Source organism: Methermicoccus shengliensis DSM 18856 (assembly GCF_000711905.1).
Classification (GTDB): domain Archaea; phylum Halobacteriota; class Methanosarcinia; order DSM-18856; family Methermicoccaceae; genus Methermicoccus; species Methermicoccus shengliensis.
In genome coordinates, this window is the sequence record NZ_JONQ01000015.1 from 32,302 (window position 1) to 54,766 (window position 22,465).

Genomic DNA, 22,465 nt, shown 5'->3' on the forward strand with positions numbered 1-22,465 from the left:
ATCTGAGATTCCAGCTCAAAGTGCACATCCTCATCGAACTCAGAACACCACACCTCATACTCAGCTCAATCATCTCCTCCGCTACATAAATGAATGATTGTATTTATAAGAACGGTTTTATAGCCCATCCACCGACACAGCAGAGGTGGTCTATATGGGCGAGGAGTACACTGTGAGGGGCTGGCGCTCTGCCCACAATGAGGTGGCATCGATGATGCGCCAGAGTCTGTTCGCCCTCATGGTGTGTGCCATTGGCGACCTCGTCGCAGGGCTCTCGTTGGGTGTGTTCAGCTCCTATCTCGAGCTCATCCCGGGACTGCTGGTGCTCGTGCCAGCCGCCATCGACATGCGGGGAAATGTGTATGCCTCGCTTGGCTCGAGGCTTGGCACCTACCTGCACACTGGTGAGCTGTCCCCAGAGCTCAAGGAGCGCACAATACTCAACCAGCTCGTGCTCGCCTCGTTCTCCCAGACCATTGCCCTCTCGGTGTTGCTCGCCCTGCTCGCCAAGGCAATCACGCTCGCCATCGGCATCCCATCGGTCGGAGTGGCGATGCTCATGATGATATCGGTGCTGGGGGGCGTGCTCGCCGCTCTGGTGATGCTGACCTCCACCGTGCTCATCGCCACGAGGAGTGTGCTCAGGGGGTGGGACCCAGACAACATCACCACACCGCTCATCACCGCCATAGGAGACCTCGTCACCATACCGATGCTCCTGCTGGCGGCGTATGTGGTGCTGAGGCTGCAGAGCGTGCTCGATGCCCTCGCAGTGCTGGTGCTCGCCGTGTGCGCTGTGGGGCTCGCCACATCCATGAGGAGGCGTCATCCCATCTCGAGGAGTATAATAGTGCAGAGCATTCCTATACTCACAGTGTGCGCACTGCTCAGCACCTTCGCAGGGGTGTTCCTCGAGCACAAGCTCGAGGCGCTGCTGATGTACACCTCGCTGTTCCTGCTCATACCATCTCTCAATGAGGAGGCTGGAAACCTCGGGAGCATCCTCGCTGCACGGCTCTCATCGAGCCACAGGATGGGCATCATACGCATTCACGGAGCACCAGATGCCCAGGTACTCTTGAGCTCGCTCGCCCTCATTCTGCTCGGAATGGTGATGTTTCCCATGCTCGGGGTGCTCGTGCACATCATCTCGCCCGTGTTCGGGCTCACCACCCCGGGGCTGGTGCAGCTGGTGGTGCTCTCCACGGTGGTGGGCATGGTGGTTGCCCTGCTGTCCAACGTGGTGGCGTACTACCTCACGTTCCTCTCCATACGCTACCGCGTGGACCCAGACAACGCCGTGATTCCCCTGCTGACCTCCACCATGGACTTCATCACCACGGGCGTGCTCATGTTCTTCGTCTCCCACTTTGTGGGGTGAGCCAGTGGGAGGTGTTGTGGCTCAAAAAGGTGCTCACCGCCAAGAGGACGTAGCAAAGACTATAAAGGAGGGTCATCCATTGGATGGCGAGATGCCGGGGTGGCTGAGTGGACAATCCATGGGAGCCGCCGTCTCGTGGGTCTATAAGCGGCAGGCTCGAGACCTGTTGCTCCATCTGGAGCGCTTGGGTTCGAATCCCAACCCCGGCGCTTTACTCCATGAATCCGTCGACCTCCAGCCCCACGTCCTCGAACTCAAGCCTCACTCTGTATCTCTTCAGGGAGATGTCCTCGAACCCCCTCAATGCATATGCAACCTTGCTATCGAAGCTCTCGGCAACCACTATTCCTCTGACTTTTCTCCCATTCGCAAGCCTTTCGCGAACCCAGCCCATATAGCTCAAAATCTGGCCAATCACGGCATGGGTGGCAGTGCCCCTCTTCAGCTCTATCACCACAAGGCTCCCCTTTCCATCGAGAGCAAGGATGTCTATCCTGCCCACATCGGTGGCAAACTGCCTTCCCCCCTCATATAGGGTAAGACCCTCCTCAATCTGACTCAGGTCCCTCACGAGGTACTCCTCCAAGTCCCTCTCAAAGCTCAAGGAGGGCTCTTCGGTCAGCCCATGGGGAGGCTCCCCCACCACCTCCACGTCATCCAGCCCATCCACATTAGGCTCATCTGGACCAGAGCCATAAAACCTGAACCTCCCCCCTCCCAAGTAAAGCAGACATGCCCTTCTCTGCAGATGGGAATAATGATGAGCCGTGGAATGGTTTACACTCAGCGTTTTACACTCAGCCCAACGAGATGGGCATAGATGGTGTTCTCCTTCCAAGGCTTGCTTGGGTACATCCTGTAGAGGTGCCTGACCATCTCCCTCCAGTGAAAGTCGCCCTCCCACGACCTTGCAGCCTCTATTATGGCATCCGCACAGGTGGTCATCCTGTCACTCTCCCGCCCTTTCATACAACCGCACAACCCTTAAATATTATTCAGAAAACAGAGGGCGAGGGCTGTGCAGGGGTAGCCAAGCGGTCAACGGCGGTAGACTCAAGATCTACTCCCTTAGGGGTTCGTCGGTTCGAATCCGGCCCCCTGCACCACTCCACACACCAGCTACACACATAATGCTTAATATTCCTGCCCACATCTTACGGCGGAGGGATGAGAGGCGACAGCACAGGATGACCCCACCAAATTTCAGTGGCTACGCTCGCTGATAGAGCCCTTCCTGAGATGGGAGAAGCGCTACATCGAGGACTGGATTCCCACCAGCATCGTGGTTGGGGTGCTGTGTGGGATAGCTGGCGTGGTGTTCTACGCCCTCTTTCATGTGGGATTTACGCTGCTGCTCTCTGGCATCGGAGGGTACTCTCCCCCAGACCTTCTGGCAGGCGAGCCCTTTGCAAGACCTCCCGGCACCTTTGAGAGGCTGCACATCATATGGCTGCTTCCTGCCATCGGGGGGCTCTTGGGTGGGCTCATTGCGAGATACGTGCCAGAGGTGGCGATGGCGGGCACCGAATCGTATATCAGGGCGTTTCACACCATAAGGGGCTCGAGGCTCATCACCATACCAGCCGAGATGCTGGGTGCGGTGCTCACCATATGCAGCGGAGGAAGCGCTGGCAGGGAGGGGCCCATAGTGCTCATAGGCTCCACCATAGGCTACCAGACTGGAAGGCTGTTTGGAAAGGGGGACAGAATGCGCAGGTTGCTCATGGTGTGCGGGGCAGCGGGCGGGCTCTCTGCCATCTTCCGCACGCCCTTTGGTGCAGCCCTGTTCGCCTCTGCCGTGCTCTACAAAAAGGACATAGAGGTCGATGCCATCCTGCCAGCGTTCATATCCTCCATCATCTCGTACTCCATATTCTATGGTGTGTATCGGGCAGGTCCAGTGTTCATCACACCTGCCTACACCTTCGAGAGCCCCTCAGAGCTGGTGCTGTACAGCCTGCTCGGGGCGTTTGTAGCACTGGTGGCAATCCTGTATGCCACCATATATCATTCGGCGATTGGCGTGTTCGACCGCCTGCACATACCACAGCCCATAAAGCCAGCCCTCGGCGGGCTCGGGGTCGGGCTGCTCGCCGTGCTGGTGGAGAGGGAGACGGGCGTGGGGCTCTCGCTGCTCGGCATGGGCTACGAACTCGTGCAGTATGCGCTGTTTGGAACCATTCCGCTGCTGCTCCTCGTGGTGCTGCTCATGGGAAAGATGCTCGCCACATCGCTCACACTGGGCTCGAGAGGAGTGGGCGGGGTGTTTGCCCCAACGCTCGAGGTGGGAGCCCTCTCTGGTGGGCTGTTTGCCGGACTGCTCACGCTCGCCTTTCCCTCCATGGATGTGCACACGGGTGCGTTCGTGCTCATCGGCATGGCGGCGATGCTCTCATGTGCGACCAAGGCGCCCCTCGCCTCCATCGTGATGGTGACAGAGCTAACGGGTAACTACTTCCTGCTCCCCGGGCTCATGCTCGCCTCCACGGTGAGCCTGCTCATGACCACGAGGTGGTCCATCTATGAGGACCAGCAGGTGGACAGGCTGCACTCCCCTGCCCACATGTACGAGATGACGATGGACGTGCTCGAGAGGATAAGAGTGGAGGAGGCGATGACGAGGGAGGTGCTCACGTTTGCCCCCCATGCCTCAATTGTGGACGTGCTCGATGCGGTGCACACCACTGGTCACAGGGGCTATCCCGTGGTGGACGAGACACGGGGGCTGGTGGGCATAATCACCTACAGGGATGCCGAGAGGGTGCCTATAGAGCAGCGGGGCGGTCCAGTATCCTCTGCCATGACGACGCAGCTCATCACGGCGTATCCCGACGAGACGCTGGCCGATGCACTGAGAAGGCTGGTGGCAAACGGCATATCGAGGCTGCCAGTGGTGAGCAGGGACGACCCCAAGAGGCTGGTGGGCATCCTGACCGAGCGGGACATCGTGGTCGCCCATGCGAGGGTGAGCGCCACCCTGAGGCGGGGGAAGTAGAGCTCCCGGGGGAAGTAGAGCTCCCGGGGGAAGTAGAGCTCTACCACTCTGTGTCTGTACGTACCCTCCTTTTCTCCATTCTAACAAAAAGTCGCCACATTAAAGGAGGATGTGAACTGCTCCTCGCTCACGCAAGGAGCCTCGTGGGGAGTTTGCTCTTTACGAGCCTTATCCACAGGCTGGTTCACACAGCCACTATCCGTTATCCTTCTGGACTCACGGCTCAGAGTATTTAAACTTAGCCACCTCCCCTTGTGTATCCCCCTCCCTTGCGGAAGGGGTCTTGCAAGCAACACGAAGATAAAAAAGAGTGTGAGCACTTGGGCTCACACGAGCTTGTAGTAGGGGTGGTTCTCGTCCTTGATTTCCAGCCCGAGCTCCACAGCGGTCTCCGCGAGCATGATGTCCACCATGGCAACCGCAGGGAACACCTTCACGGCGTTGCCTATGGGACCGTAGAGCAGGAAGTCCGCACCCATCACCTGAGAGACGAGGTTGGTGCCCACATCCACTGGTGGATACGCCTCCTTGTGCTCCTTCTTGAACGTCTTCATCCAGTCCCATGCGCTCGCCGTGTTGTGGAACCCGCCGCCCGTGGGAAGCCCGAGGTGACCCTTGACGGCTATCACTGACCTCACGGTCGCCCCTGCGCCTGCGCCCAGTGGCAGGGCTGCCACATCGATGAGGGGGCGCTTTATGCCGCACTCCCTTGCGAGCTCCAGCATGCCCTTGGTCTCTCCATCACCCTCGAGTATCGTCATCTTGCCCTTCACAGTGGAGTCCAGCACGTTGAAGGCGAGCACGATAGCGGCATCGATGTTCGATTCCCTTATACCCTCTATCTCCTTCTCGTCTGCCGAGGCGTTGATGGAGTTATATATTGCCCTGTGGGATAGCCCCACCTCATCGCAGTACTTGGCTGCCGCCACCCTCACGTCTGCGACGCTCGAGTCGATGAGGAACGCAGTCTCACTGTCTATGCTCGCGAACCAGTCTATGTACCTCGCTATTGCCTCTGGCGTCTCGCCCACTATCTGATTCATGCAGGGCAAGCCCGTGATATCGCTCATCTCTGCCTGCTTGTTCCACAGCTCCTCAGCTGCGTCCTTGTCGAATATGCCCTTCTCGTCGTCCTGGACGATCTTGTGGCCTGTGTAGAACATCGAGCCCACACACACGGTGGGATACTCTCCTATCTGGCCTCCCACCTTGGTCTTTCCAAACTCGAATACCTCTTGTTTCTTGTCGTACTTAAACATCAAAAAGCCTCCTCACCCAAAGAACGCTGCTTTGACCATCAGGTACACGAGGAACAAGATGGTTCCGATGCTGAGACCATACACTATGCCGATGTCCCTGCCCACGCGCTTTCCAGCCCGCTGAGCAATCTCGGCATGCACGAACTCCACCTTTTCCTCCAAGGCATCCAGCCTCTCGGTCACCTGCCTGTAGTCTGCTTGGTCCACCACCACACTGGGTACTATGCCATCGTCCATGCTCACACCACCCAATATGCCACGGGAACGAGCACCAACAGCACTGCCAGCAGAAAGCCGAGCACGAAGCCCAGCGCCTCAGTGGCACTCACTCCAGACTCGAGCTTCTGAGTTCTTGCTATGATCTGTGCCCGATAGCGTATCTTTTCCACGATGTCGTTCAGACCAACCATCGGAGGAGCGAGCACAGTGGGAACACCCCGATCGTACACCTGCTCCTCCCTCTGCCCTTCCTCTGCCATCTTCATATCCCTCCTGATAAGAGCCCGAGTATCACGAGGGAAATCACCAGCCCTATCATCATGCCCTCAATCTTGCCAGCATACATGCCAGCGGTGTATTTGTTGAGCATGCCTATCTCTGCTATCTGCCTGTCGAGCTCCTCGAAACGGGCTCGGATGGTGGCGAGCTCTGCTGCCATCGGACGGTAGCCCTCGTATTCCTCCTCGGCAGCTGCCTCCTCCACCGCCAGCTCCACCAGCATGGGGGGCTCAGGATAGGCACCTGGGTCCCTGGCTATCGCATCCTGTATCGCCTTGGTAATCGCGGCCTCGTCCTCGGTGCCTATCATCTCTATGATTTCCACCTGCTTCTGGAACCTCTCGATTGCCTCTGGGGGCAGGTTCTCTATGTAGGGGATTGCACCCTTTGCGCCCACGATTCGGCTATCCTTCACGCCATTCTTGTGCAGGTTGATGATGGCGTCACCCGTGATATGCCCCTTCACCTCGGCTCCAGCCACGATGAGGAACCTGATGTTGGGGTTGGATATCACGTTGGCGACCAGCCTCTCGATGCCGATGTTCTCTGTCTTGGTGGGACCGGCCATGGCGGCTCCAGCCTTCACTGGAAAGTCGCTGAGGTGTGAGCCGAGTGTGGTCACTGCAACACACGACTGGGGGTCTCCCACGGCATACTCTCCCACGATGATGGGCCATCCCTCTGCAGGGCTTGCCTTCTCTGCCATCTCACACCCCTCCCATGGATGCCACACGTGTGTAGTACAGCACGAGTATTACCACGAACGACAGCAGAAGCCCGAAGATGAACCCATAGAAGGAGTTGGTGATGATGCCCGCATACCACGAGGTCTTCTCCCTGTGGGGCCAGGAGTTCAGCAGGGGGGCATCGGGCGCAAGAGAGTTCATCAGGTCATCCGCTATTTTATCGAGCTCGTCGATGGCATTCATCACGGGCTCGAGCTCATACAGAATGACGTCCTTGCGCTCCTTGGCGAGCAACCCCGTGAGGGGGTCGACCACCAGATGGAGCTCTGGAACAGCTCTCACCAGCGCCATCTACATCTCCTCCACTTCTGGTAGCATTCCAGTACCCAGCACCGCATAGGCGTCCCGCTTGACGAGCCTGAAGTAGCGCTTGAACGCCACCACCCATATGAGGACGCCCAGGACTGTGCTCAGGGCGGCAGCCGTGAAGCTCAGGGTGGCAAACGACCCCAGGCCACAGAAGAACATGGCAATCGAACTCGTGACCACGGCGAGGGTGAGTGTTCGTATCCTTGTCTCGTCTGGACCCAAGCAGGCGTTGAACGGGTGCAGTATGGCGAGTGCCCCTATTATGAGCACCATGCCCACAAAGCCGTTGTCTATCACCCTTGTGGTGATAGCATCGAACATGATGCTGCCTCCGATGAGAGTGCTAAGGCCAGTCAGGGTGAGGGCAGCAGCGCCACCCACCTCGGTGGTTGCCTGCTCGAGGGTGGGTATCCTCATCTTTATCACTCGGTTGGCGACCACCCCAATCACGAAGCCGATGCCACACGCCGTGGCAAACGACAGCAGGGGTCCCGCAAACCCGATGCCAGTCCTGTAGGACACCGAAAGCCCGAACAGCGAGGCAATGATTCCCATGCCCACCGAGAGGATGCCGATGGAGGGAATGCCCGTGCCCAGACCATACTGGCTGATTCTCGCCACAGCATCTGCGCCCCACACGGCAGCACATATCGCGGCAAACCCACCAAAGAAGGAGAACGTGTCCACGCCAAGGATGTCGTTCAGGCCCACGAGGTACATGCACACCAGACCCCCGATGATTCCGAGGGGGGCGGTCTGCTTTGCTCCTATCTCACTGTGTCCATTGCCTCCTGCCTGCGCACTCATAGCACCGCACCTCCGGGAACCACGTATATTGCGATGAGGGCACACAGAAACGTCGCCACGAGCGAGGCGACCACTGCCTTGGGCAGCCTCTTGAACTTGGGGTCATGGAAGCCCTCGATGGTGCCTCCTATGTTGTACGAGGCTATCACGGAGTTCACGAGGAAGATGCCGATTGCGAATATGCCAGACATGGCGGGGTCAGCGCTCACGTGGTACAGCATCCAGTACACGAGGGAGCCGCCCACGCCACCGAACAGCGCACCCAGCGTGCCGCTCACAAAGCACACCGTGGGCATGCCATGGCCCTCGGTGCCCTGCGAGACGTACAGGTCCTGCCTGTCCTTCGTGATGGGGTCATACTTCACTTTAGCAGATGCGGGCACCACGCCCACACCCCACACATATATGGCGTTGGCAATGAGCATCGTGAAGTCGAGCATGAGCATCGCGCCCACTGCCCCAGAGGCGAGCACGAGCGCCATCTGGTCAACTCCAGCGCCCACGGCGTTGAGCATGAACCCAGCGCTCACGAGCCCCGTGAGCCCAGAGCCCGTTGCCAGCATTGTGGTGCCCGTGCCTATTCCAGTGGTCTGTGCCATTGCCGCTGGGGCGCCGCCCACTGGTATGAAGTGCACCGCAAAGCACACCAGCACGCCGCCCAGCGTTATGCCAAGTATGAGGGTGATGGGATCTATCATGCGGCCGCCTCCGTGTTGTCCTGCTTGTATGGTCCGAACGTGTTTCTGGCATGCAGCTCGATGAGCCTGTTGAGCAGAATGGTGAGCACCACCACGCCCACACCCAGTGCCACTGCATACCAGCCCAGCCCTGCGGTGGGGTGAAGCAGCGTAGTTCTCCAGTTGTCAATGAACACGGTGAGCCCGAACGTGAGTCCTGTGGCGGGCCCTCCATACTTGGCACAGAACCATGCGTTGTCGATGGAGCTTCGAAGCCCTGCCTCCGCACGCCTCACGATGTCGCCAGAGTTGGCGGCGTTGAGCCCAGAGCCGAACTCGTAGTTCTGAAACTCCCTCTCTGAGCCATAGTGAACGTCGCCCGTGGACGAGGCGATTGCCCCCACCGTTATTCCCCATATGAGAGCGAGGAGCGGGATGGGGAAGGGGTGGGCGAGCAGCACGTGCATGATGTAGGAGATGATCAGTATGCAGAATATCGCGATGTACCCATGTCCCATGATGCCAAACAGGTGGTTTCTGATTACGTCGAGGTATATGGGTTGCTTGTACCTCCTCTGGCTCGCCGACCTTCCAAGATAGGGTGTGATGGCAAACAGCCCGAGGGCAATGGAGCCCATGAGCGCACCCACGGCGATCGCCATGAGGGGAGACACATTCGCACCGAGCAGCACTGAGGTGACGACCGCACCAGATGAGCACCACAGCCCATAGGCTGGTGGCTCACCCGATATCGCCTTGTTGAATATCCTGTGGGGCTTGCCCATCTGGGGTGCGAGCTGAACCTGTGAGTTCGGGTTGCTCTGGGAGCCTATGTCCGACTCAAGGTCCTCGGCAGCTCCAGCCACCGTCGCAGCTGCCCCCATGATTGCAACAAGACCCATCTCGAGTAAGATGTCCATCCGTTTTTCCTCCTCCTTAGCGTTTCCTCCTCCCGAGTGTTGTTGAGCGCTCGCAAGTGGTTGGTGTCGAGCAGTGTATGAGGTGGGTTGAGTTGGTGCAAGCTTATTCGGAGTGAGTAATTAAAGCTTTCGTCAAAACCACTCATGAAGTCTGAGGCATGGCGCTGGCGGACACGGTTATATACCATCCTTTCGAGTTGGAGCTGGAGGATAGCATGTTTCCCACCACCAGAATGAGAAGACTGAGGCGGGCAAAGTTCAGGAGGCTCGTGGCACAGACCGTGCTGTTGCCGTCCGACCTGATATATCCCATCTTCGTGGATGAGAGGCTCGAGAGCCGAAGGGAAATCCCCTCCATGCCCGGGCAATACAGGCTGCCCATCAATGAGGTGGCACACGAGGTCAGACAGTGCATGGAAATGGGAATCGGGGGCGTGATACTGTTTGGCATCCCCTCCCACAAGGACGAGCTGGGCTCGAGTGCGTGGGGTGAGGGAGACGTGGTGCAGAGGGCAGTGAGGCACATACGCTCCGAGCTTGGCGACGAGCCCCTCGTGATTACCGATGTGTGCATGTGCGAGTACACCTCCCATGGGCACTGCGGGGTGCTGCGGGAAGGGGAGGTGGACAACGATTCCACCCTCGAGTACCTGAAGAGGATAGCGGTGAGCCATGCACGGGCAGGAGCAGACATCGTGGCACCCTCTGGCATGATGGATGGCATGGTGAGGGCGATACGATGCGGGCTGGACGAGGCTGGATACAAGGACGTGGCCATCATGTCGTATGCAGCCAAGTACGCCTCCTCGATGTACTCTCCGTTCAGGGATGCCGCAGACTCCGCATACGCCTTTGGGGACAGGCGCTCCTATCAGATGGATGTGAGGAACTCGGACGAGGCACTGCGAGAGGTGGAGCTGGACATCGCGGAGGGCGCTGACATCGTGATGGTGAAGCCAGCGCTTGGATATCTCGACATCGTGCGAAGGGTCAAGGAGCGCTTTTCTGTACCCACCGCCGCGTACAGCGTGAGCGGTGAGTACTCGATGGTCAGGGCTGCCTCCCTCAGAGGATGGATAGACGAGAAAGAGGTGGTGGACGAGCTGCTGCACTGCATCCGCAGGGCTGGAGCCGACATAATAATCACATACTTTGCCAAGGAGTGGGCAGAAGCATGGACGAGCACGTGATGGAAGCACTTGGAAAGGCGAAAGTGGTGATAAGGGATGGCAGGGTCGTTGAGGTGGGAGAGCCCCTCATCGAGTACTGCCCCCTCTTCCATGCGGCCCGTGGCATAGAGCGCCTGACTAAGGAGGCAATAAGGGAGAACATCGCGTTTCGCATAAGGGACGTGGGGATGTTCACCCCAAGGCGCAGCTTTGAGCCCGAGAAGTTCGTGGACTTTGGGGTGTCCGAGATACTGATGAGCGCGCTCGCACGAGGGCTGCTCGATGCCGCCGTCACGGTATGTGACGGTGCAGGAACGGTAATCAGCGACGACGCCGAGCTCGTGCAGGCGATTGGCGCAAGGATATCGGGGCTGGTGAGCACATCACCCATTGCGAGCACCATAGAGCACATCAAAGGGGCTGGGGGGCACGTGCTCGACGAGCAGCACGCCACGATAGACCAGGTGCGGGGGCTTGAAAGGGCGATGGAGCTCGGATACCGCAGGATTGGAATAACGGTGTCCACCGTAGAGGACGCCCGTGCATGCAGGCGCTTGGCGCGCGATGGCATGAGCGTGGCGCTGTTCGGGGTGCACCTCACTGGACTCACCCAGGCCGAGGCAAGGGAGATGGCTGAGCTGGTGGATGTGATGACTGCGTGCGCCTCGAGGCACGTGCGAGAGCAGGCTGGAGAGAGGGCACTGCTTCAGGCTGGAGCCAGCGTTCCCATGTTTGCCCTAACGCAGCTCGGAAAGGAGCTCATGCTGGAGAGGATGAAGGACGTACCCTCCCCTCTATTCGTAAGAAGGACAAAACTGCCCCACACCGAGCAGGGCAGAAGTCCAAGCCCCCTCGTGTGATTAGAGACCGAAGAACAGCACGCCCACGCCCAATAGGGCGATGATGAGCCCTGCCGCCACGTTGAGATGTCTCTCCCGCCTCGGGGAAATTGACAGTCGCCTCGTGGATGTGAGCGCAGCAAACACCAGAGCCACCATGAGGAGCACGGTGGAAAGAGCGAACAGCACCGTCGCCATCGCCACCGTCATCGCTCCATAGGGCACCGCAGCGAGCATCACTGGTATGAAGGGCACGCACGGGCTCACCGAGGCGAGCACGACGAGAAAATGGCCATATCTGTCGCCGTGGGCGTGTGAGTGGTCGTGAGTGTGCGAGTGGGAGTGCCCGTGGGAATGGGTGTGCCCCCTTAGCGAGATGAGCGTGTACACCATGCCAAAGCCCAGCAGCAGCGTTCCTGCAAAGATGTCCTCGAAGTTCTCGAGCACGCCTGCGACCCATACCCCAACTGCGATGGCGATTGCCGAGAGCACTATGGAGGTGGACACGTGCCCGATGCCGCCCATTGCCGTCACCCTAAGGGCCTTGGATGTGCCCCATCCTCTCGCCCTCGCAACGGCAGCAAAGGGCATCCAGTGGTCTGGAGCTACCGTGTGGGTGACCCCGAGCACTATGGCAGCGATTATGATTGCGGACTCTATGTGCATAACTCAACCACCTTGCATCCTTTTGGAATATTTTTAACCTTAAAAAGGTATTTATTATATATTTTTTAATCAATAGCAACTGTTAATACCTTTTTTCTCTATGTATTACGTGTTATGACAAAATTAAAATTAGGTGCTAATGCAGTGCTGGGGGTGGCTTGCCAACATGAATCTGTCAGTATGCACCGAGAGCACAACTGCCGTGGCAGATCCGCCAGCGCCAGCGGCACGATACCTGCAACCACCAGCGCAACTCTCATGATAACTGGGTGAACTTATAACTATCCATCGGCAAAAGGCTTATTATCCCATAGGACGATAGAGCGGCGCGTGCCGCTGTGGCTTAGCCCGGTAAAGCGACTGACTCGTAATCAGTAGATCGAGGGTTCAAATCCCTCCAGCGGCTCTGCTCTCAACTTTGTCGGCGGGAAATCTTCTTAGGGGTCACAACCATTCTGAACGACGATGCCCCACCTCCCACCTACTCCTCGAGCCTCCTCAGCGTGCAGTAGAACCTCTGCACAGCTGTGATGTGGCTTAGCACACCGACGACTGCAAGCCCCCATCCAAGGGGCAATAGTCCCAGCAGCTCATGTGGATATATCACGTTCAAAGATATTGCGAGGATGAGCACCACAAGCCTGTCCGCCCTTCCCATGAGCCCGCCATACACCCTCTCGAGCCTCACGGCCTGCGCCTGGACACCCATGTAGCTCGTGAGCAACACACCAGTGAGCGCCACGACGCCGAGCCACATGGGCACATATCCTCCGAATATTGCGCCGCACAGGATGAGCACATCGGAGTAACGGTCTATCACGTGGTCGAGAAAGTCCCCCCTTCTACCCTCCCGATGCAGCATGCGAGCAGCTGCCCCATCGAGGGCGTCCGCAAGTCCCGCAGCCACGAGGAGCACCAGTGCCAGAAGGAGCATGGGGACAGAATCTCTGGAGAGATACAGAGCAAGGGCGCACAGCGCCGAGAGCACCAGCGAGAGCCACGTGAGCGCGTTGGGGCTTATGCGCCCCCCTGCCATGTGGGTGGCTGCCCATGTGAGCAGTGAGCCCACCCTGCGCCTTGCGAACGAGTCGAGCGTCATCTCATGGACACGAGAGCAGAGATGACCTCTCTGTCTTTCTTCAGGGTCTTGAGGTGCCTTGCGGGCCCTATCATGGTGAGTCTCGTCTGGAGGCTGGGTTTCTTCAGCAGCCTTCTGAGCAGCGAGCTCTCCTCCTTCGCTGGGTAGCTCTCTATCTCTATGCCTATGAAGTCGTCGAGGTTAATCTCGCTCATCGTCATCTCTATGAGCTTGCTCTGCTCCTCTGGCGTGAGCCCCCTTTCGAGCACGAGTATTTTTCCCTGCCGCACGTTGTCGAGGATGTAGCGGATCTTCTCCATCGATGTCAGGGATGAGAGCATCTCTTCGGACACTAAGTCCATCTCAACGCCATTCATCGTGGTACTCATCGTCCGAACCTCCTCGTTATCTCCTCATACAGCTGCTCGATGTTGGTGCCCTCGAGGGCAGAGATGGGCACGATTGGATGCTGGGGAAATGCACTCTCTATGCGCTGGGGATTTGCCTCCTCGAGGTCTATCTTGTTGGCTACAATGATGAGCGGAAGCTCCCTTGCCTCCATGTTGCCCACCACCACCACGTTCACCTGCGTGAACGGGTCTTCCGTGGCGTCCATCACCAGTATCACGCCATCGAGGTCGTCGAGCCACTTCACCGCCTCTATCACGCCCTCAGTCGCCTCCTTTGCCCTGCGCTTTGCCTCCTCTTCTGAAAGCCCGTGTGCCATGAACTCGTGAAAGTCTATCTTGGTGGCGAGCCCGGGGGTGTCCACCACGTCCAGCACCACCGAGCGCCCATTGGCGTTTATCATCACTCCCTCACGCCTTCTCGCCCTCCTGGTCTCGTGGGGGATTGGGGACACTGAGCCCATCGCCTCCCCTGACCAGTCCCGAAGGATGCGGTTGGCAAGAGTGGTCTTGCCAGCGTTGGGTGGCCCATAGATGCCTATCCTCGCCGTCCTCTTTCTTCCCAGTAGCCTGAATATCCACGATGATAAGCCTCTCCTCAAGCCAATCAAAAATGGCATTGCATCCTTCCCCTCGCTTAATGTATGGCGCTTTTATTTATTCTTTTCCAGCCCCTTTGGCCACTATGGCACCAAACGGGCACACCTGTGCACATACCCCACAGCCGGTGCAAAGCTCGCCGATGTGGGCGCTGTCCTCAGCAAATTCTATGGCTGGACACCCGAACTCGATGCACTGTCTGCACCCCCTGCATGCCTCGGTGTCCACCTCGAACCGCCGCGAGGGGAGGGCTCCCCGCCTTCTCGCCAGTATCACACACTCCCGTCTGGCGATGACCACCGACACCCCATCGTGCTCCCTCGCCGCCTTCAGGGTGTCTATAGAGCCCTGCACATCATAGGGGTCAATCTCGGCAACGAACGTGGCTCCACACGCCCTCGCAATCTCTGCGAGGTCGAGGCAGAACGTGGGCTCGTTCGTGGCGGTTATGCCCACGGCAGGATGTGGCTGGTGTCCAGTCATCGCCGTGGTGCGGTTATCCATCACCACCACGGTGAGCCTTGCACCGTTGTACACAGCGTTGATGAGCCCGGGAATGCCAGTGTGCACGAACGTGGAGTCCCCAATGGTGCAGCACACACTCCGTCTGTCGGTGTGGGCGATGCCAGAGGCCACCGTGATGCTCGCACCCATGCACAGCGTGGTATCCACCGCACCCATGGACACGCCGAGTGTGTAGCACCCTATGTCGCTCGGAAAGATGGCGTCCTTGCCAAACGCTTTCCTGATTTCATAGAACGTTGCCCTGTGGCCACATCCAGCACACATGATGGGGGGGCGTGGGGGAAGCTCCGGGAGTGAGAGCGTCTCCGCATGGGCATGCTCCAGCCCCAGAAACGATGCCACCGCATCCTCCACGATGTCCACATTGAGCTCCCCGGTGATGGGTATGAGGGGCTTTCCCACAATCTCTCCTTCCCACCCCACCCTCTGGGCGGTTGCCCTGATGTGCTCCTCGATGACTGGCTCGAGCTCCTCCACCACCAGCACACGCTCAGCACTGGAAAGCAGCTCGAGCACCTTCTTGCTGTGAATGGGGTACATGCCCACCTTGAGGATGTGGGGTTTCACGCCAAGGCGCTCGCACGCCTCCCTCACATAGGTGTATGCCACACCTCCCGTCGCTATGCCCACTCTACCCTCCCCACGCTCGAGCCACGTCCACGGCACCTCCATATCCTCGAGATGGGCATACCGCTCCTCGAGCACTGCGTGGGCGGGTCGGGCATGGGCAGGTACCATCACTCTCGTGAGGGGGCTCCTCTCGAAGTGCCCACGGGTGGTTGGCTCTTTCAGCCTGCCCAGCAGCTCGATGTCCGACTTGGCATGGGACACCCTCGTGGTGGGCCTCAGTATCACGGGAAGGTGGCACTCCTCTGAGAGGAGGGGAGCCTGCCTTGCCATCTCGTACGCCTCTTTGGGTGTGGAGGGCTCGAGGCAGGGCACCTTGGCAAAGGCGGCGTACCTTCTAGTATCCTGCTCGTTCTGGGAGGAGTGGCATCCCGGGTCGTCTGCCACCACGATTACCATCCCCGCCCCAACGCCCGTGTATGCGAGCGTCATAAAGGGGTCGGATGCCACGTTGAGCCCCACGTGCTTCATCGTGATGGCAGAGCGCACACCAGACCACGAGGCGCCAACCGCCACCTCGAGTGCGACCTTCTCGTTCACCGACCACTCCACGTGGACGTCGGCATCCCCCTTGAGCCTGACCACGCTCTCCAGCACCTCTGTGGATGGCGTGCCCGGGTATCCAGTTATTACACCCACGCCTGCATCGAGTAGCCCGCGGGCTATCGCCTCGTTTCCAAGCGCATATATGAGCAACCGCCTCACCTGTGAGCGAGAGAGCACCCCACATATTAAAAAGCTGTGCCGTGGTGGGAGAGTACCCACGGCCATACCATACTCATTTATGTTCTTCACCTCCAACGAGCCCTGTGATGCTCTCGCTCGTAAGGTCGAACACCATCACCCGTTCATCACCACGGGCGATGTATACCTTCCTCTCAGTGTGCAGCTGCCCGATGACAGCTGCCGCAAGCCCAGCCCCCTCAAATACCTCCAAGACATCCCTCGCATCTTCTGGGCGGGTGCTCACCACGAACCCAGTGGCGGGGTGTACGAGCACCCATCTCGAGAGGGCGACCTCCTCTGGGAGAGGGATGTTCTCGAGCTGCACGGTGGCTCCAAGCCCGCTGGACTCGCACAGCATCGAGAGCGTGCCCACGAGCCCTGGATTGCTCACGTCCTTTCCGGCGCTCAGGAGGTGCCGCTCTCCCAGTACCCTCATGCACTCATACATGCGGGCTATCTCCCGAGGGCTCTTGGTGGTGGTGCTCTCCCAGCTGTATGGCGAGTTGGGACCGACCCTGCCATCGAGGTCATATGCAGCCACCACCACGTCCCCTGCACGGGCGGTGTCGCTTCGTATCTCGCAGCCCTTTCTCACTCTACCCAGTATGGCAACCGCCAGCGAGTCGTATGGGGTGTCTGGATGCAGATGCCCTCCCACCATGGGCACGCCGAACTTTCTCACACCCTCCGCGATTCCCTTGGCTATCTGTTCCCACACTCCTCCATGGGACGATGCCACCACATTCACCATCGCGAGGGGCTCCCCTCCCATGGCGGCGATGTCGTTCACGTTCACGAGCACCGAGCTGTATCCAGCCCACCATGGAGATGTCATCAGCCTGCTCCATATCCCGTCCGCAGCAAAGAGCATGTAGTACTCGCCGTCGGTGTCCAGCAGGGCAGCATCGTCCCCGAGATATGTGTTGCCCCTGAGCAGCTCCTTGCTCTCCTTCAAAAAGAGGGGGACGAACTTTGATATGGGCTGCTTTCTTGTGAGTCCTTCGAATGTTCGTATGCTGTTGGCGATGCGCTCCAGCTCGTCCCCTGACATCCAGATGTCCCTCTGTACGCTCCTCTGCGCGCCCCGTATTTATCCTTTTCAACTTTTCGTCGCAAGGAGTCCCCTTCCGAAAGGGAGGGGAGGAATTGCGACATAATATCATTCACACAGTAAGCTATATTATACCTTTCTGTGAAAATTATGACTGTGAAGCTAACGAAGACAGTAGTCCTAAAGCTCGCAGAACACGACGAATCCTTAGACAAAACTCTGAAGGCATACTCTGAGAAGGACTTAACTTCGTCTCCAAAGTAGTTTACGAAAACAAGAAGCCAATCTCGGCAAACAATCTCCAGAGAATCTGCTATCCCATTCTGAGAAACACCATTGGCTTGAAAGCACAGATGGCATGCAATGTATGCAGGCAAGTAGCAGGAGCTTATAAGTCCATGAAGTCCAATGGTGAATGGGGGCTTGCTGAGTTCGACGCAAGAACAATGACTCTATCGTATGGCAGAGATTTTTCGTTTAAGGGTGAATATTTAAGCATAACAACCCTCGATGGAAGGAAGAAATACAAGCTAATAATCTACGAGTATGCAAAGCAGTACTTCGATGGGACATGGAAGTTTTTAGCTTCCCGCTTGGTTAAGAGAGGAAACGAATATTACTTCCACCTGTCGGTTGAGAAAGAAGTTCCTGATGTCGATTTGTCGAAGGCTAAAAAGTTCATGGGAGTGGATATAGGGTTAAACTACATAGCGGTTGCATCCACAACGGATTTAGAATGCACATTTTTCGATGGAGGAATAATCAAGCACATCAGACACATGTTCGTTGGGATGAGAGAACGCTTGCAGAGGAAGGGCAGCCGCTCAGCCAAACGAATGCTTAAGCGATTGGCTGGGCGGGAGAAACGGCTCATCAACAATATCTGCCATGTAGCGAGCAAGAGAGTGGTAGAGTTCGCTTTAGAGAAAGGCGTAGACGTGATTGGATTGGAGGATTTGAATGGAATAAGGAAGAGGACGAAGGTTAGGAAAAAGCAGAGATACGACTTTGAGTCGTGGGTTTACCGCAAACTACAGTTCATAATTGAGTATAAGGCTAAGCAGAGGGGGATAGCGGTAGTCTATGTTGACCCCAAGCATACCTCTATTACTTGTCCAAGATGTTATCATGTGAACAAAGCAAACAGAAATGGCAAACTATTTCGATGCAAGGCATGTGGCTACACGCTGAATGCAGATTTAGTTGGTGCTCGTAACATAGAGAGGAGAACTCGTGAGTTCCGCTATATGCGAGACTCACTGGGGTGCTGTCAGCCACCCAGACGTCCCTTCGAGGGACAAGCCCCGTCCGTCAGGGTGGGGTAGTTGACTGGACATCAAGCATAAATACCATCTCAGCGAGCATGCCTTCATGGCGCACATCAGAAGAGTGGAGGGTGGCATATGTGCAGTCGAGGGTGTGGAGGCATGGGGTAGAAGAGATGGAAAAGACGGTCTGGCGCTGGTGCGCGCGCGGGGCAGGTGTGTTGGGGTGTACACCAAGAACGCCTTTCAGGCAGCCCCGCTCGTGCTTACGAGGGCAAGGCTAGCATCCTCGAGGGGCTGGACAGAGGGCATCGTGGTCTCGAGCGGAAACGCCAACTCGTTCACCGGAAGGCGCGGGCTCGAGGATGCTGAGCGCATGGCAGAGCTTGCGGCAGACGCCATGGGGGTTAGCAGGGGGAGGGTGCTCGTCTCCTCCACAGGAGTCATTGGATGCAGGCTCAACATGCCACTGATTGAGAGCCAGATAGAGAGGGTGGCACCCATGCTGGAGCACAGCCCGAGGGGAAGCGATGCGGCTGCGAGGGCAATCCTCACCACGGACAGGGCAAAGAAGGAGATTGCAGTCGAGGTGGGAGAGGGCAGCGAGAGGGTGGTGCTGGGCGCCATCGCGAAGGGGGCTGGGATGGTGGAGCCCAACATGGCAACGATGCTCGCCTTCATCTATACGGATGCGCAGCTTCCTTCCCCAGTACTGAGAAGGGCGCTCAGGGAGGCTGTGGACTGCTCATTCAACATGCTCACGATAGACAGAGACACGAGCACCAACGACATGGTGCTGCTCACATCGGTGGCATGTGAGAGGGTGCCAGCAGACATGTGGGTGTACGAGCAAAACCTCAGAGAGGGACTCTCTTACGTGTGCCGTGAGCTTGCCCGCATGATGGCGGCGGATGCTGAGGGCGCGAGCACGCTCATCACTGTGAACGTGAGGGGGGCACAGAGCATCGAGGACGCCAGAGCCGCCGCAAGAGCGGTGGCGGGCTCTACCCTCGTCAAGACCGCTGTGTATGGCAGGGACCCCAACTGGGGGAGGGTGGCGGCAGCGCTGGGCTACAGCGGAGCGCGCGTGGATGCGGGACGTACCTCCATCAGCATTGCTGGCGTGCATATGGTGAGGGGGGGCGAGCCCCTGCCGTTCGATGAGCAGCAGGCAAGCCGTGCGATGGAGGGCGAGGAGCTCGTGATAGACATCGACCTTGGGATGGGCTCCCACAGCGCCACCGCATGGGGATGCGACCTCACCCACGAGTACGTGGAGCTGAACTCGAGGTACAGGACGTGATGCTACAGCTCGATGCCCCTCTCTTTCAGCTTCTCCCTAAAATCGCTCACAAACTCCTCGTCGAGGGTGCCCCTGAAGTAGTCGAGCCTTGCCGCTATGGCGATGCGGGAGGCGAGCAGACGTGCGATTTTTCCCCTCATCTTTCTCGGTGCCCTTGCGAGCGCTGGATGGCTGTACAGCACGCCGTGCTTGGGCGATGGAGCCCTGCCCCGAAGGTGCCGAAACAGCGCCCTCTTGGCGCCCAGCACCTGTATGCTGCTCGCAGGCAGCATCGCCAGCTCCCTGAGCCCCCCTGCCTCTGCGATGAGTCTTGCACCAATCAGGGAGGTGGCGACCTCTGCCGTGTTCGGAGCACACCTTCGCACCGCACGCTCCACCCCCTCGATGAGCAATGACCGCTCACGGGACAGAGTGTCCACCGACATCGTGATATGCTCCATCCAGCATGGCACCTCCTCTGCCAGAGCGCCCGTCTCCTCGACCTCCCTGCGCTTTTCTCCCAGCACGTTCAGGCACCGCGTGAGCTCGTCGAGGCAGTCGATTGCCCGAACGACCTCCCAGTCCTCTGGTATTGACGTGCGGATTGCGTGGCTGGCGAGCCTTGTGGCAACCTGCTTTAGCAGGGAGTAGTACTCCTGCCTCGAAAAGAGCCCGCTCTCGATGGCGCGCTCGCTCATGGAGAATGGAAGAGGTGGGCACCCTCCTATTTGCAGCACGTGCTCTGTGAGCACGTCCACGTCTCTCTCGATGGGCTCGATTCGCCCGTCATCGAGCACGTGTCCGAACCACACCGCTGCCCTTCTCAACTCCACACGCCCCTCCTCAAGCCATGCACCCACTCACCACCTCTGTACTCCCATGCACATCATCTCACAGCACCTCTTGGATGTGTATTATAAAGGGTTGACGGCGCTGTTCGCTCCAGCTCGGGAGAAATTCGACAGTACTTTCAGAGGGCGCTGCAGAGGGCATACACACCTCAAACGGCAATCTGATTTCAGCCCAAGATATAAAAATCCACACTTCAAAGCTTCCGTTCTCTTAACACCAGAAAACACAAAACACAAAACACAAAAAAGAAAAAGAAAAAAGAAGAGCCACGGACTTACAGTCCGTAGTTCTTCGGGTTGAACACGTCCACCTTCTCGGAGTACTCCTTGATGCACTCGTCCATGAAGGCGTCCATGGAGTCTGGGAAGCTCGCCAGCTCCTCGAGTGCCTTGTCGAGCGCCTTCCTCTCGAACTTCGTGAGCTTCAGCTCGCCCTTCTTGTTGGCCTCGTCCACAATCTTTGCGGCGGTCTCGCCCGCAGCCTTTGCCCTGAGGTAGACGTCGTTGCCATTCTCGACGATTGCCTGCCCAACTTTGAAGGCGTTGAAGTATGCGAGCACATAGGGCTGCGGGTCCCTGTACAGGTCGGCTGCCACGTACAGGTCTCTGAGCACCTTGTCCTTGCCCGTCTGCTTTGCGGCGTTCATCAGGGCGACCTCGTATCCGAGAGCCTGTGCCCACACCTGCACCGTGGAGCCACCGAACTCGGAGTGATACTCCACGGACTCGTTGGACCACAGGTCACAGCACTGTGCAATCAGGTTGCCCATGACGTCCGCGTGGGCGCACGTGGCGTCCTTGCCCTCCTGGGCGTGGGGCACACCTGCCACGGCCTTCACGATTGGACCCTCGTATCCACAGTCCTTGCCAGGTCCCTTGGCGCCACACTCGTAGCACACGAGCGTCCTGCCAGCTGCGATGGCCCTGGCGATGATGGCATACACGTGGGGCAGGTTGTTGTCCAGCAGACCGCCAGCCACGAACATGCACGTGTTGGCACCAGAGCAGTTGGTCTCACCGCCGGGTATGCAGCTCGTGCCCGCCTTGTTCACGGTGTCCACTATCTGGCTCCACACCCACTCCATGTCGATGCTGCCCAGGCAGCCGATGCCGAACAGGATGCCCTTGAGGTCCTGCCTGGCCACTGCATAGTCCAGAATCTCCTTGCCGCCCACGGTCTCACAGGAGATGTTGGACGCACCCGCCTTGGCACATGCCTCCACGGTAGCAATCATCTTGTTGGGGTAGTCGTGCTCTGCGTCCTCTCTCAGGCCAGCGGGTGCCAGCTCATCACGCCTGATGTCACCCGGTGTGTGCCTGAGAGCGAGCTTGATGCCATACTCCTCGTTGAACTTCTTCATCAGCTCGAACTGCTTCTTGGTGACCGCCTCGCCCCATGATGGGTCGTTGGTCATCTGGAACACGTGCTCTGTCTCGAGCTGCATGGTGGGAAGTCCAATCGTGACACACCTCTCGAGGATGTCCTTGGTGATGTGTCTGTACTCGTTCACAAGCTTCATCTTGGAGGCCTCAGAGCCGGGCCTTGGTGCGTAGTTGGTCTCTGGCACCACGTATCCTGCACCAAGCTCCAGGTCCAGTCCGTAGTTCTTGATGGGGTTCGGAGCCTCTCCGAACACCATGTCGTCTGGGTTGGTGTAGGCCATCTTGGTGTATCTCATCTTTACAGCCATAGTTCCTCCTCCCAATGGTTTTTTACAGGGGAGTGGTGGAGTTTATTCTGATATAAATGTTATCAATTGTAAGGATTTCACTCTGATTTTACCCTA

General features: G+C 58.1%; 24 protein-coding genes and 3 tRNA genes. 9 read left to right on the forward strand and 18 right to left on the reverse strand.

Annotated features, from left to right (window positions below; translation table 11 throughout):
• Positions 1-154: 154 nt before the first annotated feature.
• Both BP07_RS06285 and BP07_RS06290 read left to right on the forward strand, forming a co-directional pair.
• Positions 155-1,381 (forward strand): magnesium transporter, encoded by a 1,227-nt coding sequence (locus BP07_RS06285; protein ID WP_042687013.1) that lies wholly within the window; start codon positions 155-157, stop codon positions 1,379-1,381.
• 93 nt (positions 1,382-1,474) lie between these two features.
• Positions 1,475-1,590: transfer RNA gene (locus BP07_RS06290), tRNA-Ser, on the forward strand.
• A 2-nt stretch (positions 1,591-1,592) separates the two neighbouring features.
• On the opposite strand, the gene BP07_RS08960 is transcribed toward BP07_RS06290, so the two are convergent.
• The gene (locus tag BP07_RS08960; protein ID WP_169736259.1) at positions 1,593-2,051 is read right to left on the reverse strand and encodes an endonuclease NucS domain-containing protein; all 459 of its coding nucleotides are present in this window, start codon (positions 2,049-2,051) and stop codon (positions 1,593-1,595) included.
• Positions 2,052-2,164: 113 nt separating this feature from the next.
• Positions 2,165-2,350 carry a hypothetical protein gene (locus tag BP07_RS08965; RefSeq protein WP_042687015.1) on the reverse strand — a complete coding sequence of 62 codons (186 nt, stop codon included), beginning with the start codon at positions 2,348-2,350 and terminating at the stop codon, positions 2,165-2,167.
• A 51-nt stretch (positions 2,351-2,401) separates the two neighbouring features.
• On the opposite strand from BP07_RS08965, the gene BP07_RS06305 reads away from it, so the two are divergent.
• Both BP07_RS06305 and BP07_RS06310 read left to right on the forward strand, forming a co-directional pair.
• Positions 2,402-2,487: transfer RNA gene (locus BP07_RS06305), tRNA-Leu, on the forward strand.
• A 176-nt stretch (positions 2,488-2,663) separates the two neighbouring features.
• Positions 2,664-4,376 carry a chloride channel protein gene (locus tag BP07_RS06310; RefSeq protein WP_052353305.1) on the forward strand — a complete coding sequence of 571 codons (1,713 nt, stop codon included), beginning with the start codon at positions 2,664-2,666 and terminating at the stop codon, positions 4,374-4,376.
• A gap of 326 nt (positions 4,377-4,702) precedes the next feature.
• Here BP07_RS06310 and mtrH read toward each other — a convergent pair whose 3' ends face one another.
• Genes mtrH through mtrE form a run of 8 tightly spaced genes read right to left on the reverse strand, consistent with a single transcriptional unit; the run spans position 4,703 to position 9,592 of the window.
• Positions 4,703-5,635, reverse strand: a complete 933-nt coding sequence (gene mtrH / locus BP07_RS06315; protein WP_042687020.1) for a tetrahydromethanopterin S-methyltransferase subunit H — start codon at positions 5,633-5,635, stop codon at positions 4,703-4,705.
• Between the two features lie 12 nt (positions 5,636-5,647).
• The gene (mtrG, locus tag BP07_RS06320; protein WP_042687023.1) at positions 5,648-5,872 is read right to left on the reverse strand and encodes a tetrahydromethanopterin S-methyltransferase subunit MtrG; all 225 of its coding nucleotides are present in this window, start codon (positions 5,870-5,872) and stop codon (positions 5,648-5,650) included.
• Between the two features lie 2 nt (positions 5,873-5,874).
• Positions 5,875-6,114, reverse strand: a complete 240-nt coding sequence (locus BP07_RS06325) for a tetrahydromethanopterin S-methyltransferase subunit F (protein ID WP_338045906.1) — start codon at positions 6,112-6,114, stop codon at positions 5,875-5,877.
• A 2-nt stretch (positions 6,115-6,116) separates the two neighbouring features.
• The gene (mtrA, locus tag BP07_RS06330) at positions 6,117-6,839 is read right to left on the reverse strand and encodes a tetrahydromethanopterin S-methyltransferase subunit A (RefSeq protein WP_042687028.1); all 723 of its coding nucleotides are present in this window, start codon (positions 6,837-6,839) and stop codon (positions 6,117-6,119) included.
• Position 6,840: 1 nt separating this feature from the next.
• On the reverse strand, positions 6,841-7,170 hold the full coding sequence (locus BP07_RS06335) for a tetrahydromethanopterin S-methyltransferase subunit B (RefSeq protein WP_042687030.1): 330 nt from the start codon (positions 7,168-7,170) through the stop codon (positions 6,841-6,843).
• The gene (gene mtrC / locus BP07_RS06340; RefSeq protein WP_042687032.1) at positions 7,171-7,995 is read right to left on the reverse strand and encodes a tetrahydromethanopterin S-methyltransferase subunit MtrC; all 825 of its coding nucleotides are present in this window, start codon (positions 7,993-7,995) and stop codon (positions 7,171-7,173) included.
• The gene (gene mtrD, locus BP07_RS06345; RefSeq protein ID WP_042687035.1) at positions 7,992-8,693 is read right to left on the reverse strand and encodes a tetrahydromethanopterin S-methyltransferase subunit D; all 702 of its coding nucleotides are present in this window, start codon (positions 8,691-8,693) and stop codon (positions 7,992-7,994) included. The genes mtrC and mtrD overlap by 4 nt, the downstream gene beginning before the upstream one ends.
• A complete protein-coding gene (mtrE, locus tag BP07_RS06350) occupies positions 8,690-9,592 on the reverse strand; it encodes a tetrahydromethanopterin S-methyltransferase subunit E (protein ID WP_042687037.1) in 903 nt (300 codons plus the stop codon). Before mtrE ends, mtrD begins: the two co-directional genes overlap by 4 nt.
• A gap of 215 nt (positions 9,593-9,807) precedes the next feature.
• Here mtrE and hemB point away from each other — a divergent pair, with 215 nt between their 5' ends.
• Positions 9,808-10,782 (forward strand): porphobilinogen synthase, encoded by a 975-nt coding sequence (gene hemB / locus BP07_RS06355; RefSeq protein WP_042687084.1) that lies wholly within the window; start codon positions 9,808-9,810, stop codon positions 10,780-10,782.
• Positions 10,767-11,621, forward strand: coding sequence for a methanogenesis marker 8 protein (locus tag BP07_RS06360; RefSeq protein WP_042687040.1), 855 nt, complete (start codon positions 10,767-10,769; stop codon positions 11,619-11,621). Before hemB ends, BP07_RS06360 begins: the two co-directional genes overlap by 16 nt.
• Here the strand turns inward: BP07_RS06360 and BP07_RS06365 are convergent, their stop codons facing one another.
• Positions 11,622-12,266, reverse strand: a complete 645-nt coding sequence (locus BP07_RS06365; RefSeq protein ID WP_042687041.1) for a hypothetical protein — start codon at positions 12,264-12,266, stop codon at positions 11,622-11,624.
• 332 nt (positions 12,267-12,598) lie between these two features.
• Between BP07_RS06365 and BP07_RS06370 the strand changes: the two genes are divergently transcribed.
• Positions 12,599-12,672: transfer RNA gene (locus BP07_RS06370), tRNA-Thr, on the forward strand.
• Positions 12,673-12,747: 75 nt separating this feature from the next.
• On the opposite strand, the gene BP07_RS06375 is transcribed toward BP07_RS06370, so the two are convergent.
• From BP07_RS06375 to BP07_RS06395, 5 genes are all read right to left on the reverse strand, one after another.
• Complete coding sequence (locus BP07_RS06375) at positions 12,748-13,365, reverse strand: CDP-alcohol phosphatidyltransferase family protein (protein ID WP_042687043.1); 618 nt, start codon at positions 13,363-13,365, stop codon at positions 12,748-12,750.
• On the reverse strand, positions 13,362-13,721 hold the full coding sequence (locus BP07_RS06380; RefSeq protein ID WP_042687087.1) for a DUF2073 domain-containing protein: 360 nt from the start codon (positions 13,719-13,721) through the stop codon (positions 13,362-13,364). The genes BP07_RS06375 and BP07_RS06380 overlap by 4 nt, the downstream gene beginning before the upstream one ends.
• 8 nt (positions 13,722-13,729) lie before the next feature.
• Entirely contained in the window at positions 13,730-14,371 is a 642-nt protein-coding gene (locus BP07_RS06385; protein ID WP_042687046.1) for an Era-like GTP-binding protein, read from the reverse strand.
• A 37-nt stretch (positions 14,372-14,408) separates the two neighbouring features.
• Positions 14,409-16,208, reverse strand: coding sequence for an indolepyruvate ferredoxin oxidoreductase subunit alpha (gene iorA / locus BP07_RS06390; protein ID WP_245597072.1), 1,800 nt, complete (start codon positions 16,206-16,208; stop codon positions 14,409-14,411).
• Positions 16,209-16,281: 73 nt separating this feature from the next.
• Positions 16,282-17,280 carry a methanogenesis marker 2 protein gene (locus BP07_RS06395; protein ID WP_042687049.1) on the reverse strand — a complete coding sequence of 333 codons (999 nt, stop codon included), beginning with the start codon at positions 17,278-17,280 and terminating at the stop codon, positions 16,282-16,284.
• A gap of 353 nt (positions 17,281-17,633) precedes the next feature.
• Here BP07_RS06395 and BP07_RS06400 point away from each other — a divergent pair, with 353 nt between their 5' ends.
• Positions 17,634-18,605 carry an RNA-guided endonuclease InsQ/TnpB family protein gene (locus BP07_RS06400; protein WP_245597075.1) on the forward strand — a complete coding sequence of 324 codons (972 nt, stop codon included), beginning with the start codon at positions 17,634-17,636 and terminating at the stop codon, positions 18,603-18,605.
• Positions 18,606-18,651: 46 nt separating this feature from the next.
• Positions 18,652-19,848 (forward strand): bifunctional ornithine acetyltransferase/N-acetylglutamate synthase, encoded by a 1,197-nt coding sequence (gene argJ, locus BP07_RS06405; RefSeq protein WP_245597073.1) that lies wholly within the window; start codon positions 18,652-18,654, stop codon positions 19,846-19,848.
• A 2-nt stretch (positions 19,849-19,850) separates the two neighbouring features.
• Here argJ and BP07_RS08420 read toward each other — a convergent pair whose 3' ends face one another.
• The gene (locus BP07_RS08420; protein WP_052353306.1) at positions 19,851-20,687 is read right to left on the reverse strand and encodes an NOP5/NOP56 family protein; all 837 of its coding nucleotides are present in this window, start codon (positions 20,685-20,687) and stop codon (positions 19,851-19,853) included.
• Between the two features lie 266 nt (positions 20,688-20,953).
• Complete coding sequence (mtaB, locus tag BP07_RS06415) at positions 20,954-22,369, reverse strand: methanol--corrinoid protein co-methyltransferase MtaB (protein ID WP_042684251.1); 1,416 nt, start codon at positions 22,367-22,369, stop codon at positions 20,954-20,956.
• Between the last annotated feature and the right edge of the window lie 96 nt (positions 22,370-22,465).

What these genes read in the sequence shown, in the direction of transcription:
- BP07_RS06285 (WP_042687013.1), top strand. Translation starts at nt 155, where the DNA reads ATGGGCGAGGAGTACACTGTGAGGGGCTGGCGCTCTGCCCACAATGAG.
- BP07_RS08965 (WP_042687015.1), bottom strand. Translation starts at nt 2,350, where the DNA reads ATGAAAGGGCGGGAGAGTGACAGGATGACCACCTGTGCGGATGCCATA.
- mtrH (WP_042687020.1), bottom strand. Translation starts at nt 5,635, where the DNA reads ATGTTTAAGTACGACAAGAAACAAGAGGTATTCGAGTTTGGAAAGACC.
- mtrG (WP_042687023.1), bottom strand. Translation starts at nt 5,872, where the DNA reads ATGGACGATGGCATAGTACCCAGTGTGGTGGTGGACCAAGCAGACTAC.
- BP07_RS06325 (WP_338045906.1), bottom strand. Translation starts at nt 6,114, where the DNA reads ATGGCAGAGGAAGGGCAGAGGGAGGAGCAGGTGTACGATCGGGGTGTT.
- mtrA (WP_042687028.1), bottom strand. Translation starts at nt 6,839, where the DNA reads ATGGCAGAGAAGGCAAGCCCTGCAGAGGGATGGCCCATCATCGTGGGA.
- BP07_RS06335 (WP_042687030.1), bottom strand. Translation starts at nt 7,170, where the DNA reads ATGGCGCTGGTGAGAGCTGTTCCAGAGCTCCATCTGGTGGTCGACCCC.
- mtrC (WP_042687032.1), bottom strand. Translation starts at nt 7,995, where the DNA reads ATGAGTGCGCAGGCAGGAGGCAATGGACACAGTGAGATAGGAGCAAAG.
- mtrD (WP_042687035.1), bottom strand. Translation starts at nt 8,693, where the DNA reads ATGATAGATCCCATCACCCTCATACTTGGCATAACGCTGGGCGGCGTG.
- mtrE (WP_042687037.1), bottom strand. Translation starts at nt 9,592, where the DNA reads ATGGACATCTTACTCGAGATGGGTCTTGTTGCAATCATGGGGGCAGCT.
- hemB (WP_042687084.1), top strand. Translation starts at nt 9,808, where the DNA reads ATGTTTCCCACCACCAGAATGAGAAGACTGAGGCGGGCAAAGTTCAGG.
- BP07_RS06360 (WP_042687040.1), top strand. Translation starts at nt 10,767, where the DNA reads ATGGACGAGCACGTGATGGAAGCACTTGGAAAGGCGAAAGTGGTGATA.
- BP07_RS06365 (WP_042687041.1), bottom strand. Translation starts at nt 12,266, where the DNA reads ATGCACATAGAGTCCGCAATCATAATCGCTGCCATAGTGCTCGGGGTC.
- BP07_RS06375 (WP_042687043.1), bottom strand. Translation starts at nt 13,365, where the DNA reads ATGACGCTCGACTCGTTCGCAAGGCGCAGGGTGGGCTCACTGCTCACA.
- BP07_RS06380 (WP_042687087.1), bottom strand. Translation starts at nt 13,721, where the DNA reads ATGAATGGCGTTGAGATGGACTTAGTGTCCGAAGAGATGCTCTCATCC.
- BP07_RS06385 (WP_042687046.1), bottom strand. Translation starts at nt 14,371, where the DNA reads ATGCCATTTTTGATTGGCTTGAGGAGAGGCTTATCATCGTGGATATTC.
- BP07_RS06395 (WP_042687049.1), bottom strand. Translation starts at nt 17,280, where the DNA reads ATGTCAGGGGACGAGCTGGAGCGCATCGCCAACAGCATACGAACATTC.
- BP07_RS06400 (WP_245597075.1), top strand. Translation starts at nt 17,634, where the DNA reads ATGGCATGCAATGTATGCAGGCAAGTAGCAGGAGCTTATAAGTCCATG.
- argJ (WP_245597073.1), top strand. Translation starts at nt 18,652, where the DNA reads ATGGCGCACATCAGAAGAGTGGAGGGTGGCATATGTGCAGTCGAGGGT.
- mtaB (WP_042684251.1), bottom strand. Translation starts at nt 22,369, where the DNA reads ATGGCTGTAAAGATGAGATACACCAAGATGGCCTACACCAACCCAGAC.